This window comes from Monashia sp. HAY1-5C (genome assembly GCF_056755255.1).
Window position 1 is genome coordinate 27,594 of sequence record NZ_JBPGXG010000023.1, and the last position, 12,326, is coordinate 39,919.

Here is a 12,326-nt window from a genome sequence, read left to right on the forward strand (position 1 = left end):
GTCCGCGACGCAGCAGTCCTGGCGGCGGGGCCGCCGTCCGCACCGGGGGACGGCGGCCCAGCTCCGCGCCGTGGTGGGCGGATCAGCGGCTGGTCAGCGAGCTGACCAGCCGCTCGATGCGGTGGCGGATCTCGTCACGGATGGGTCGGACGTGCTCGAGGTCCTGGCCGGCCGGGTCGTCGAGGACCCAGTCCTCGTAGCGCTTCCCGGGGTAGAACGGGCAGGCGTCGCCGCAACCCATGGTGACCACGACGTCGGCCTCCCGCACGGCTGACTCGGTGAGCAGCTTCGGTGTCTCGGCCGTGATGTCGATGCCCTCTTCGGCCATCGCCTGCACCGCGACCCGGTTGACCTGCTCGGCCGGCTGGGACCCGGCCGACAGGACGTCGATGCGGTCGCCGGCGAGGTGCTGCAGGTAGCCGGCGGCCATCTGGGACCGCCCCGCGTTGTGCACGCAGACGAACAGGACGGTGGGCCGGTCGGTCGAGCGGTTGTCGGGCGAGGGGGTGTCGGTCACGGGCGTGCCTTTCGGACGGGGGAGGCTGGGGCGTCGGACCGGCTGGGGTGGAGCAGTGCGACGAGACCGAGCCCGGCGGCGCCGCCCACCAGCTGGGCCGCGATGAAGGCCAGGACGCTGACGGGGGCGATGCCGGCGAAGGTGTCCGACAGCATCCGGGCCACGGTGACGGCCGGGTTGGCGAACGAGGTCGAGCTGGTGAACCAGTACGCGCCGGTGATGTAGCCGCCGACGGCGTAGGCGACGCGGCTGCTGTCCGCGCCAGGGAATGGGCTGCGGGATGTGCCACGCAGTGTGCCGAACACGACGACCACCAGACCCAGCGTCGCGACGACCTCGCCGAGCCAGACTCCGGAGCCGGAGCGGATGTGCTGGGACACAGTGATCGCGGGCAGGTCGAACATGAGGTTGGCGACCAGGGCACCGGTCGCCGCCCCGGCGAGCTGCGCCACGACGAGGGCGGCGGTGACCCGGGTGGACAGCGTCCCGAGCGCGCGCTCGAGCACCGTGATGACCGGGTTGAACGAGGCGGACACCGGGTGCAGGGCCAGGATCAGCGCCACGAGCACGGCGCCGGTGACGACGGCGTTCTCCAGCAGCTGCAGCCCCACGTCGTGTGGTGACAGCCGGCTGGCCGCGATGCCGGAGCCGACGACGGCCGCGACGAGGAACGCGCTCCCGACGAACTCGGCCGCGACCTTCTCACGGAGCCTCACGACGCGGTGTCGGAGATGAGCGTCGCCAACGAGGACATGGCGTTCGGGCTGGACCGGTAGTACACCCAGACACCACGCTTCTCCCGCTCGAGCAGCCCGGCCTCGTGCAGCACCTTGAGGTGGTGGCTGATCGTCGGCTGCGACAGCTCGAACGCGTCGTTGAGGTCGCAGACACAGGCCTCACCGCCCTCATGGGATGCCACCAGCGACAGCAGCCGCAGGCGGACCGGGTCCGCCAACGCCTTGAGCATCGGCGCGATCCGCTCGGCGGCGTCCTGGCTCAGCGGCTCACGGCTCAGCGGAGAGCAGCAGGCCACGGCCTCGGCCGGCGTCAGGGTCAACGTCACAGAGTTCGACACGCGTCGATATTGACAGACGTCGATGCGTTGGTGCAACCTCGTCGTACACACATCGACAATCATCGATCTCTAGAGGAGCCACCCATGCGTCGCATCCAGCTCGCCCTCAACGTCGAGGACCTGCAGGCCTCGGTCACGTTCTACTCCGCGCTGTTCGGCGCCGAACCGGCCAAGACGCGTCCCGGCTATGCCAACTTCGCCATCACCGAGCCGCCGCTGAAGCTCGTGCTCATCGAGAACCCCGGGCACGGTGGCAGCCTCAACCACCTCGGCGTCGAGGTCGACAGCGCCGCCGCCGTCGACGCGGAGCAGTCCCGGCTGGCCACGCACGGCCTGGCCACGCTCGACGAGCGGGGCACGACGTGCTGCTACGCCAAGCAGGACAAGTTCTGGGTCGAGGGGACCCCCGACGGCGAGCGATGGGAGGTCTACACGGTGCTGGCCGACTCCGCCTCCTTCGCCGGAGAGGACGCCGACGCCTCCACCTGCTGTGACCGCGAGCCTGTCGCCGGAGCGCTCCCGACCGCGACGACGTGCTGCTAGCGCGAGCCGGGCTCTGACAGCCGAGAAGTCGCTCTGCCAGCAAGATTCGCGAATCGGGCACGGCCGCAGAACGGGCGGGATACGGTGCCGACGGCGGCGAGCGCCGTCCGCCACCACTCATCCAGGGAACTGCTGACTGCACATGGCTGTTGTGTTCAACCCCCCGCCGGGATGGCCTGCACCCGTCCCCGGTTGGGTGCCGCCGGAGGGGTGGCTGCCCGACCCGTCGTGGCCGCCGGCTCCACAGGGCTGGCAGTTCTGGACGAACGCCGCCGAGGCGCCCTCAGGGTCGCCGACCTCCCCGGCGGCCGCCTCCGGGCCGGCCGCCCTGGGCGGTGACACGTCGTACGGGTCCACGCAGGCCCTGCGTCCACCGTGGCTCGAGCAGGCCGCCCCGGGCGTTTCGCCCGTGCGGTCGAGCGACGCACCACCGTCCCCCGGTACGGCCGGGATCGGGGAGGGGGCCCGCAGGGTCGCCTGGTGGGGCTGGGGTGGCCTCGCGGCCAGCGCCCTGCTCGGGCTCGCCGGCGGACCCGGTAGTGCACTTCTCCTCGCGGGACTCTTCGCGTTCGTCGTGTCCGTCGTGGCGCTGGTCCGCGGACGCGTCCGCTGGGCCCACCTGCCCGGCAGAGCCTCCGGCGTCGCCGCGCTCGTCGGCGCCATCGCAGCCGTGTCCGTCGGCTCGGCCCTGTCCCCGGCCACCGCGACGGTCTCGGCACCACCGGCTGCACAGACCGGCACGGCGTCGCCGACCCGGACGCCCGGGCCGTCGCCCTCGGCGCCCTCCGAACCCCCGACGACGAGCCCGGCCCCGTCGCCGAGCGCCACGGTCACCACCGAGGCGGACCCCGTGCTGGCCGCCATCCGCGCGGCACGACCGGGGACGGCATTGGCGCTCGTCGCCACGCTGGCGGTGCGGGGCCGCGGCCCGATGACGGGCTACTCGCGGGCCGAGTTCGGGGCCGCCTGGACCGACACCGACCGCAATGGCTGCGACCAGCGCAACGACACCCTGCGCCGCGACCTGCGCGCCGTCACCCTCAAGGCCGGCACGAACGGCTGTGCGGTCATGACCGGCACGCTGAGGGACCCGTACACGGCGACGACGATCTCCTACTCCCGGACGGCCCGCACCTCGGCGGTCCAGATCGACCACGTGGTCGCCCTCGCCGACGCCTGGGCAAAGGGCGCCGCCGCATGGCCCCAGTCCCGACGGACGTCGTTCGCCAACGACACCCTCAACCTCGTGGTGGTGTCCGCCACGGTCAACGCGTCCAAGGGGAGCGGTGACACGGCCACCTGGCTGCCGCCGGCCACGGCCTACCGGTGCACCTACGTCGCGCGACAGGTCGCGGTCAAGGCCAGGTACCGGCTGGCGGTGACCTCCGCGGAACGCGCCGCCATGGTCCGGGTACTGAGCACGTGCCCCGCCACGGCGCCTCCGTCGGTGGCGGTGGCCGCGCTGGGCGGGTTCCCGCTCTACGCCGCCCCCGTCCCCGCTCCGACACCGAAGCCGGCGCCCGAGCCGGCACCCGAGCCGGCGAGCCCGACGATGGTCCAAGGGGTCCACCCGGGCGCCTTCTGCTCCCCGGCAGGGGCGATGGGTTACACCACCAAGGGCACGCTGATGCGGTGCACGTTCAAGGCCGGCGACATCCGGGCCCGCTGGCGATCGGCCTGAGCAGAGCCGTGCCAGACATCCACACGCTCGTCCCGACACGGGTCGCTGCAGGGAAGGACCGGTAGATGGGGTTCGGCGTCTCCTTCAAGATCGCCCCGGGCGTCCGCGTCCGCGCCTCGAGCCGAGGCGTACGCGCCAGCGTCGGGCCGCGCGCCGCCCGGGTACACGTCGGCGCCGGCCGCACCCGCGTCTCGACCGGGGCCGGGCCGGTCACGCTGTCCACCACCCTCGGTGGTGGGCAGCGGCGCACGTCAGCCCACGCATCGTCGCCACGGTCGACCGGCGGCACACGCCGGCCCGCGCAGCCCACCGTCGCGCAGCTGCAGGCGCAGGCTCGCGCTGCGGAGCGAGCGCAGCAGGTTGCCGACGTCGCCGCCCTCGAGCGGTCCCTGACGACCCTGCACGTGGCCGCCTTCGCCGACCCGCAGCGGCAGGTCCTGCCGCTCCCAGCACCACCCGGTCGCCCTGAGGTCGATGCGGTGCGCCGCGAGCTGTACCGGACGGCGACCGCCGGTGTGCCCGTGTGGAGTCGGGCCCTGCGGAAGCAGGCCAGGACGTGGGCCGGGCAGCAAGCGCCCGTCGAGGCCTGGCGACGGCACACCGGCGAGCTGGTCAGCGTGCAGTGGGACCAGTCCCAGCTCGACCAGGACCGGGAGGCGTTGCGCGACCACGACCCGCTCACGGTGATCTCGGCCGTCGATGACGCGTTCGCCGACAACGCCAGCGACTCCACGTGCGTCGACGCCGGCACCGTCCCCGACACGGGCGCCCGTTACGTCACCGCCGTCGTCACCTACGCCGGCATCGACCTCGTACCGGAGCACCGGGCGGACCGCACACCGGGCGGCAAGCCGACCCTGCGCAAGCGGTCCAAGACGGACCGCAACGTCCTGTACGCGACCTCCGTGGCCTCGACCGTCCTGGCGACCGCCAAGGAGGCCCTCGCCGTGGCCGTGGCCGCCACCGAGGTCCGGGTGCTCGTCGTGCGCCCGGACGGCACCGGCGATGTCGAGCCCATCTATGCCGGTACGTTGCGACGCGACGCCCTCGCCCACCTCGACTGGCCCAGCCTCGACCCGCTGAGGGTGGCCATGGCTGCCGACGGCGCGGAGATGCGCCTCAAGGGCAGCACTCGGGAGGTCGTCGCGCTGGCGGTGGACCCGGGCTCACCGGCGGCAGCCCTCCTCGAGGCGTGGTCCCGGCCCGTTGACGAGATGGACGTCTGAGCCGCCCTGAAGACCGGCGCCTCAACCTCCCCGAAGGGCCGCCGAGACCACTCCCTCCGGTGGGGCTCACGACGGACAGGCGCGCCGACCGGGGTGGATCCGCGTTCCGGGCGTCGAGTCCGGGTGCACTATGGACCTACTCCGGAGCGACTGGGGGTTCGATGTCCGGCATCACCGAGAGTCTGCAGCGGTCGGTCAACACGCGCCAGGACGAGCTGGGCCTTCTCGTCGAACGGATCCCGGCGCATTCCCGCTCGCTCCGGCGCCGTTCGGAGATCGCGCGGGTGGTCGTCATCCTCGCGGGCGCGCTCGTCGCGGCGCGCGAGAGCATCGTCGGCGGCGCGACCGACTCGCGGGTCATCGTGCTCGTCTTCAGTGCGCTCGGCATCGTCATCGCGGCGATCACCGGCATGGAGTCGTACTTCAAGTGGGAGGGACGGGCGTCCGAGCTGCGCACGCTCGGCGCCTCGGCGCGGTCGACGCTCCGATCGGTCGACTCCCAGTGGCAGCTCAAGGTCCGCACCGCCCAGACCGAGCAGGAACGAGTCAACGCCCTGACGACCATCATCACCTTGTTGGACAGCGAGCTCGAGCGAATCCGGGACTCGGCCGCCAGGCTCAACATCAGCCTCGAGACGCCGGAGGACACGCCGCCACGCGAGCTGTATCCCGCCTAGACGACGAGATGCTTCGTGCCCACCGCACGGCAGCCGCGAGGCCGGCCCGTACGAGAGTGGGCCCGTCCTCGGTGTCCGCCGGGATGACTACGCTCGGACGCGCACGTGGTGGTCGAACCGTGTCGCACCCCGTGCGGGTGCGGCCACAGGTCGACCGGGCTGAGAGGAGAACGGTGCTCGCCAAGTTTCCGGGACACTGCACCGCATGCCAGGGACCGGTTCGGCCCGGTGACGAGATCGTCTCCGGGGGCGGCCGCAACGCCGCGTGGGTGCACGCAGACTGCAGGGCCGAGCTCGCTCTCCCGGGCGTGACCTCGTCGCGGCGGGCGCGGTCCGGCGCGGCGTGCAGCACGACCACGGGCAGAGCCCGGACACCGAAAGCGCCGATGGCTGCTCCTGAGGGAGCGAGGTTCGTCTACACCGACGGCGCGTGCTCGGGAAACCCCGGGCCGGGCGGGTGGGCCTGGGCGATCGACCGTGACGTCTTCGCGTCGGGCTCCGAACGACCGAGCACGAACCAGCGGATGGAGATCCGCGCCGCGCTCGAAGCCGTCACCGCCCTCAGCGGACCCCTCGTCGTCGTCAGCGACTCGACCTATGTCGTGAACTGCTTCCGCGACGCGTGGTGGGACGGATGGCTCACGCGCGACTGGACCACCTCGCAGAAGAAGCCGGTCGCCAACCGTGACCTGTGGGAGCCGCTGGTGATGGCCGTCCGGGAGCGCGGCGACGTGGCCTTCCAGTGGGTCAAGGGTCACTCCGGCCACGAGATGAACGACCTCGTCGACGAGCTCGCTGTGGCGGCCAGTCGCAACCTCGACTAGCACCGCCGGTTGCGGACGTCGCGGATGCAGGTGTGGAACGGCCGCACCTAGCCCGGGAGGTCGGACTCGCTCATGCCCTCGGCGTGACCGGGGGGCCATTGCACCAGCTCGATGCGGTAGCCGTCGGGATCGGTGACCCAGGACGTCCAGAACACCTCCGAGCCATCGGGCGAGCTGGGCGGTTCGGCGGTCACTCCCCTGGCGGCGAGGCCATCGACGATCGCGGTCATGGACTCGACCTGGATGACGAGGTGGTGGAGACCCTGGGGATCGACCCGGCCCCTGTCGGGACTGTGGACGAGCTCGAGGGTCACGAACTCGTCACCGGGGAGCTTGAGCATCGTCAGGCTGCCGAACTGCGTCTGCGGCACGGTGCCGAGCACGGTGTAGCCCAGGGCGGTGTAGAACGCGAGCGAACGCTCCAGGTCCGCGACCTGAAGCCCGACGTGCAGTGTTCTCATGGGCCGGTCCTGTCCATGGCCGGTGGCGCCAACGGGGAGATCGCCTGTCAGGGGCTGGTCGTCGCCGCGGCCGGCGTCGTGCTGGTCGTCGGCGCGGGGACGCTGGTGCTGGTCGTCGCGGTCGTGCTCCCGGCGGCCGGCGCGCTGCTCGAGCCGGACGTGGCGGTCGGAACGGGCGCCGTGCTGGTGGGTGCAGGCTCCGAGGTGGGCGTTGTCGTGCTGGGGCTCGGTGGGGCGCTGGTGGCCGAGGGGGACGCGGGCGTGGTCAGAGGTGTCGTCGCCGGAGGCGTGCTGGACGTCGGGGACGAGGTCGCCGTGGTGGGCGTCTGGCTGGGGCTGCCCTGCGTGCCGATGAGCGTCTGGATCTGGCTCTGGAACTCGAGCAGCCGGGCCCTGACCTGGTCGAGGGGCAGGCCCTGGATGGTCGCAGCGAACGCGGTGATCTGCGTCCAGAGCGCGTCGAGGCGTTGTCGCGTCTCAGGGGAGAGCTGGGCCGGCACGGTGAGGACCAGCTGCTGGGCCAGGGCGTAGGTCAGGCACTGGACGCAGGAGTAGTTCACGGCACCGGCGACGTTCTGGGGGATGGCGATGTTGGCGCTGCCGGTGATGAGGACGACCTGGAAGGCCACTGCCACAGTGGTGCACCCGGTGCAGCTGGCGAAGGCGTAGGCCTCGTTCGCGTTGGTGACGCTGGTGCCGTCGGCCCAGACGAGGGCGAAGGCGACGTCGTACAGGGTGGACCCGTCCCTGGTGTTGACGGCGAGTGCCTGGTTGTCGCCGGGGCCCGGGGCGGCCGGCCGGTTGAACGGGAAGACCCAGGCCGGCTGTGCGGAAGCGCCCGCGGTGGTCTGGGTGGTCTGGCCGTTCTGACTGTCCTGCCTCGGGATGAGGACGAGGGCCAGCTGGGGGTGCTCCCGCGTCGGGGGCGTGGAGGTCGAGGCCCACACCGAGGGTTGCGACTCGATGATCTGGCCGTCCTGCAGGCTCGGCGTGCCCGTGATCGCGTACCCCGCAGATGCCACGGCCTGGGTGAGGGTGCCTCGTTCGAAGGGCTGGACGGGCCGGTAGCGGTTGGCGTCGGGCCACCATGCGTACCCGAGGCCGGCGACCACGGCCGCTGCGACGACACCCGCGACGACGCGACGCCCGGGGTGGCCCGCGGTGCGGCGCCAGACCGTGGCACTCGTGGTGCGCACCAGGCGGGCGAGCAGGAGCAGGGAGCCGAGGACCGGCAGGGCGATGGCCACGACGGCCAGGACCCGGACGGTCACCCCGAGGGCGTCACCTCCCGCCCAGTCGACGGCAAGCGCGTGGGACTGCCGGCCCAGGGCGGCCCAGGCGGTGCCGAGCACCCGGGGGAGCGCCAGCACCATCATGACGAGCGTGAACGCCAGCAGCGGCACGATGCACAGCACCCAGGCGGTGACGACGACCCGTGGGCCCCGCCTGAGCGCGGCCACACGGGGGTCGGTCCGGCGTCCGGGCCACAGGCTGAGCAGGATCGGTCCGATGCGCGCGTAGAGGTCCGGGACACCGGTCAGGTCTGCCAGGACGTGGTAGCCGTCGAAACGCACCATCGGAGCCAGCTGGCGGACCATCTGGAGCAGCTGTGCCGCAAGGATGAGCAGGATCGCGTCCCACCCCGTGCCGGCCCAGACGACGAACATCGCCACGCTCACGATGGCGTTGAAGTAGAGCCCGCCGAGGTCGACCCGCAGTCGCCCGGCCCGGCCGAGGCGGTAGCTGTCGGTGACATCGGTGTAGAACGCGGGCCACACCAGGTAGAGACCGGTGCCCATCGCACCCGGCGTCGCGCCCCCGTACCGGCAGGCGGCGGCGTGCCCGAACTCGTGGAAGCCGGCGGACAGGATGGTGATCGCGAAGACGACCACGAGCAGCAGGGGCTGGTCGAAGGCCTGGTGGGTGGCCGAGGCAAGCCCCTTGGTGAACAGCACCCACGCCGAGATCACGGCGAAGGCGAGGACCACCGGCACGACGACCACCGGTGCGAACAGCACCGCGAAGGGCGTCGTCAGCCGTCGCGTCACGCGCGGGTCGGAGACGACCCACCGGAGGCGCAGGGCCAGCAACGGGTTCGACCGGTGCGCCGGCGGTTCGGAGCCGTCGGCGCCCCGAACGAGGCCGAGCGGCCGTAGCTGGGAGACGACCAGGCCCCGCACGTCGTCGGCACCGACCCGACGGCCGTACTCGGTGCTGACCGCCTCGGCGACCTGCGCGAACGTGCGCCGACCGTCGATCGTCTTGAGCACCAGGTACAGCAGCGGCGTCAGCTGGACGGTCTGGCCACCCCGGCGGCGCACGAGCGAGGGCGCGGTGCGATAGCCCGAGCCCGTCAGCTCACCGAGCAGCTCGATGCCCTCGGCCCGGTGCGGGCGCTCGTCCACGGATGCGGGGGCAGCCGAGTCGATGGCACCGGGGGAGATGGTCCTCGACGCGGGGGTGCCGGCAGCAGACGCCGTGGCGTCGTGCGCCGGCACCCCGCGCGGCGACGAGGTGAGGCTCACGAGGGACCTGGCTACTGCTTGATCGACGAGGTCTGGTCAGCCGTGGCCTGCGCGGTGCCGTCCAGGTGCTGGGTGATGGTGCCGCTCTGGTCGGCGACCGAGACGGCCTGCGAGTCCACCGAGCCGATGTTGGCCGACACGGACGCGTCGATCGGCGCAGCGACGTTGGCGTTGGCCGCCACGGCGCCGTCGACCGGAGCGGTGAGCTTGGCGTCTGCGGCGGCGTTCACGTCGATGTTGAGCAGGTTGCCACTGAGCACCGAGGACGGCGTCGTGTCCGCCGTGGTGCCCGTGGTGCCCGTGGTGCCCGTGGTCGTGCCGGCGTCCGGCGTCGTGCTCGGGGCGGGCGCCGTCGACGTGTCGGGCGTGGTCTGCTGGATGTCGCTGTGCTGCGGTGCGTCCGCGATCGCCGACCCGGTCAGGCCCTGGTCGATGGTGACCGCCTGGTGCGCCAGGGCGGCGTCCGTGGAGCCGACCGACAGGACGTTGGCGCCGACGGCACCCGCGATCGGCGCGGCGACGTTGGCGTTGGCCGCCACGGCCAGGTCGATCGGCGCCGCCACGTCCAGCGCCAGGTTGAGGTCGGCGTTGAGGTCGAGCAGCGACATGACCTCCTTGTCAGGCAACGCCGCACCCGTCTCCGCGGCAAGCTCTTCCTTCGAGACGGGGGGCAGATCCGAATCGCTCATCAGGTGCTCCATCCCGGCGCCCTCCGGCGCCCTTGCTCTGGTTGAGGCCCGTCCTGCGAAGCAGCCGGCCCGTCCGGACGCCGCGTGCGTGTCCGGACGCTGGTGCGGGCCTCGCAGAAGGTCACTGTTGGCCTTACCCCGAAAAGCGCGTCGGTCCACGTCCGTCTTTTCGTGACGACCACGAACCGAGGTGGCGACACCCGGCACCGGAGGCGCACGATGTGACCGTGGAGACGTGGGACGCCCTGCGGGCGCGGCGGAACGTACGGCAGTTCACCGAGCAGCGCGTTCCCGACGAGGCGCTCGACCGCATCCTCGATGCTGGGCGACGCGCCCCGTCGGCGGGCAACTGGCAGCCGTGGGACTTCGTGCTCGTCACCGACAGGGCGCAGCTCGTCGAGCTGGCGAAGGTCTGGCAGGGCGCCAGGCACGTCGCCGGTGCGGCGGCCGCGATCGCGATCGTCGCGCCGGAGCCGCAGGACGACCGACAGTCGGCCCTGCTCCAGTACGACCTCGGCCAGGCCACGTATGCGATGGCCGTCGCCGCGGCCGACCTGGGCGTCGGCACGGGCCATGCTGCCGCCGTCGACCAGGACCAGGCCAGGGCCGTCCTCGGCTTTCCCGACGGGCGGTTCCTCGCCTACCTGCTGGCCGTCGGCTACCCGTCGGACAAGCCGTTGGCCGTCATCGAACGGCCGGACCGGCGTCCCTTCGACGAGGTGGTGCACCGCGGCGGCTGGTGACCGGTCCGACGCCACACGCGGGTCGTCGGGCGGGCGTTCCGGCGTTCCGCTCCCGCACGAGCCGGCGCAGGAGCATCCTGACGCCATGGCAGACACCACGCCGTCGAGGAGCACCGCCGTCCCCCTGGCCGGGTTCGCCACCGGGGCCGTCGTTGCCCTGCTCGTCGGGGTGTTCGGCAAGGTGCACGACCCGACCCTCGCCGGCACGACGACGTTCGGCTTCCGAACGGTCGTCGACATGAAGGTCGTGCTGTCCGTGGTCATCGGGGTGCTCGCCGTGCTCCAGCTCGTCGGAGCGCTCTGGATGTACGGCCGGCTCGGCGTCCGGGCGCCCTCCTGGCTCGGAACGGCACACCGGGTCTCGGGCGCGGTTGCCGTCGTGCTCATCGTCGTCGTGGCCTACCACTGTCTGTGGGCGCTGGGCCTGGAGACCGGGACCTTCGCGAGCGGAGAGCCCGTGCCGATGCGGACGCTCGTGCACGGCGTGCTCGGCTGCGTCGTCATCGGGGCGCTGGTGGTCAAGGCGGTGGCGGTTCGCTCGAAGCGCGCGCCCGGGTGGTTCCTGCCCGTGGCCGGCGGCCTGCTCTTCGCGCTCCTCGTCGTCGTCGTGCTGACGTCGGCCGCCTGGTACATCGCTGCGCGGGGCTGGCCCGCCTAGATGTACCCGGCCATCAGGTTGGTGACAGTCGACTGATCGGCGGGTGGCCTCCGAGCGCGCTGTGGCGGCGTTCAGTGTTGTAGTGCTGCAGCCATGGCGCAAGAGCGGCGGCACGGTCGGCGTTGCTGGTGAAGAGCTGCCGGTAGGCCCACTCGGTGGCCAGGGTGCGGTTCAGGCGCTCCGCCTTGCCGTTCTGCCACGGGCAGTGGGGCTTGATGAACTTCTGTCGGATGCCATGCTCGGCGCACACCGCTCGCAGGGAATAGCGGTACGCCCAAGCGTTGTCGGTCATCAACCTCTCGATTCGGGTGATGCCATGGTGGGCGAAGTAGCCGATCGCGCGCTCGAGGAAGGCCGCGCACGTGACGCCTTTCTCGTCAGGAAGGATCTCGCTGTAGGCCAGCCGGGAGTGGTCATCGACGATCGAGTGGACGTAGTCGTACCCGGGGCCGTTGACCCGGTCTCGGGGGGTGGCGCGACCGTGAACCCGCCAGCCTCCGCCGTCGGGGATGCGGCCGATCTTCTTGACGTCCATGTGCACCAGCTCGCCTGGCCGCTCCCGCTCGTACCGGATCGCGGTCTGCTTCGAGGAGCGAATCAGCTCGCCGGTGATCGGGTCGCAGTCACGCAGGTAGGGCACCTGGTGGCGGCGCAGGATCCGTGAGACTGTCCGCGCCGGGACCCCGACCCTCGGGCCGAGCACGTCG

Annotated in this window: 14 protein-coding genes; 7 read left to right on the forward strand and 7 right to left on the reverse strand. The window is 72.1% G+C overall.

Annotated elements, in window-relative coordinates; genetic code table 11:
* Nucleotides 1–82: 82 nt before the first annotated feature.
* Genes ACR9ZK_RS05735 through ACR9ZK_RS05745 form a run of 3 tightly spaced genes read right to left on the reverse strand, consistent with a single transcriptional unit; the run spans nt 83 to nt 1,580 of the window.
* Nucleotides 83–517: an arsenate reductase ArsC gene (locus tag ACR9ZK_RS05735; RefSeq protein ID WP_481340925.1), complete on the reverse strand. Its 435-nt coding sequence runs from the start codon at nt 515–517 to the stop codon at nt 83–85.
* Nucleotides 514–1,233, reverse strand: coding sequence for an aquaporin (locus tag ACR9ZK_RS05740; RefSeq protein WP_481340926.1), 720 nt, complete (start codon nt 1,231–1,233; stop codon nt 514–516). Before ACR9ZK_RS05740 ends, ACR9ZK_RS05735 begins: the two co-directional genes overlap by 4 nt.
* Nucleotides 1,230–1,580 (reverse strand): metalloregulator ArsR/SmtB family transcription factor, encoded by a 351-nt coding sequence (locus ACR9ZK_RS05745; protein ID WP_481340938.1) that lies wholly within the window; start codon nt 1,578–1,580, stop codon nt 1,230–1,232. Before ACR9ZK_RS05745 ends, ACR9ZK_RS05740 begins: the two co-directional genes overlap by 4 nt.
* Before the next feature lie 96 nt (nt 1,581–1,676).
* On the opposite strand from ACR9ZK_RS05745, the gene ACR9ZK_RS05750 reads away from it, so the two are divergent.
* From ACR9ZK_RS05750 to ACR9ZK_RS05770, 5 genes are all read left to right on the forward strand, one after another.
* Nucleotides 1,677–2,135 carry an ArsI/CadI family heavy metal resistance metalloenzyme gene (locus tag ACR9ZK_RS05750; protein ID WP_481340927.1) on the forward strand — a complete coding sequence of 153 codons (459 nt, stop codon included), beginning with the start codon at nt 1,677–1,679 and terminating at the stop codon, nt 2,133–2,135.
* A 142-nt stretch (nt 2,136–2,277) separates the two neighbouring features.
* Nucleotides 2,278–3,816, forward strand: a complete 1,539-nt coding sequence (locus tag ACR9ZK_RS05755; RefSeq protein ID WP_481340928.1) for an HNH endonuclease family protein — start codon at nt 2,278–2,280, stop codon at nt 3,814–3,816.
* A gap of 65 nt (nt 3,817–3,881) precedes the next feature.
* A complete protein-coding gene (locus ACR9ZK_RS05760; protein ID WP_481340929.1) occupies nt 3,882–5,042 on the forward strand; it encodes a DUF4236 domain-containing protein in 1,161 nt (386 codons plus the stop codon).
* A 161-nt stretch (nt 5,043–5,203) separates the two neighbouring features.
* Entirely contained in the window at nt 5,204–5,719 is a 516-nt protein-coding gene (locus ACR9ZK_RS05765) for a hypothetical protein (RefSeq protein WP_481340930.1), read from the forward strand.
* 386 nt (nt 5,720–6,105) lie between these two features.
* On the forward strand, nt 6,106–6,543 hold the full coding sequence (locus ACR9ZK_RS05770; RefSeq protein WP_481340931.1) for a ribonuclease H family protein: 438 nt from the start codon (nt 6,106–6,108) through the stop codon (nt 6,541–6,543).
* A gap of 47 nt (nt 6,544–6,590) precedes the next feature.
* Here ACR9ZK_RS05770 and ACR9ZK_RS05775 read toward each other — a convergent pair whose 3' ends face one another.
* The 3 genes from ACR9ZK_RS05775 to ACR9ZK_RS05785 are packed head-to-tail and all read right to left on the reverse strand — an operon-like array spanning nt 6,591 to nt 10,218.
* Nucleotides 6,591–7,004 (reverse strand): VOC family protein, encoded by a 414-nt coding sequence (locus ACR9ZK_RS05775; RefSeq protein WP_481340932.1) that lies wholly within the window; start codon nt 7,002–7,004, stop codon nt 6,591–6,593.
* A 47-nt stretch (nt 7,005–7,051) separates the two neighbouring features.
* Nucleotides 7,052–9,529, reverse strand: a complete 2,478-nt coding sequence (locus ACR9ZK_RS05780) for a zinc metalloprotease (RefSeq protein ID WP_481340933.1) — start codon at nt 9,527–9,529, stop codon at nt 7,052–7,054.
* Nucleotides 9,530–9,540: 11 nt separating this feature from the next.
* Nucleotides 9,541–10,218, reverse strand: a complete 678-nt coding sequence (locus ACR9ZK_RS05785) for a peptidoglycan-binding protein (RefSeq protein ID WP_481340934.1) — start codon at nt 10,216–10,218, stop codon at nt 9,541–9,543.
* 221 nt (nt 10,219–10,439) lie between these two features.
* On the opposite strand from ACR9ZK_RS05785, the gene ACR9ZK_RS05790 reads away from it, so the two are divergent.
* Together ACR9ZK_RS05790 and ACR9ZK_RS05795 are read left to right on the forward strand one after the other, a co-directional pair.
* Nucleotides 10,440–10,961 carry a nitroreductase family protein gene (locus tag ACR9ZK_RS05790; RefSeq protein WP_481340935.1) on the forward strand — a complete coding sequence of 174 codons (522 nt, stop codon included), beginning with the start codon at nt 10,440–10,442 and terminating at the stop codon, nt 10,959–10,961.
* An 85-nt stretch (nt 10,962–11,046) separates the two neighbouring features.
* Complete coding sequence (locus ACR9ZK_RS05795) at nt 11,047–11,619, forward strand: DUF6529 family protein (protein ID WP_481340936.1); 573 nt, start codon at nt 11,047–11,049, stop codon at nt 11,617–11,619.
* 13 nt (nt 11,620–11,632) lie between these two features.
* Here the strand turns inward: ACR9ZK_RS05795 and ACR9ZK_RS05800 are convergent.
* The coding region (locus tag ACR9ZK_RS05800) for an IS481 family transposase (protein WP_481340937.1) at nt 11,633–12,326 on the reverse strand (694 nt) is incomplete at its 5' end.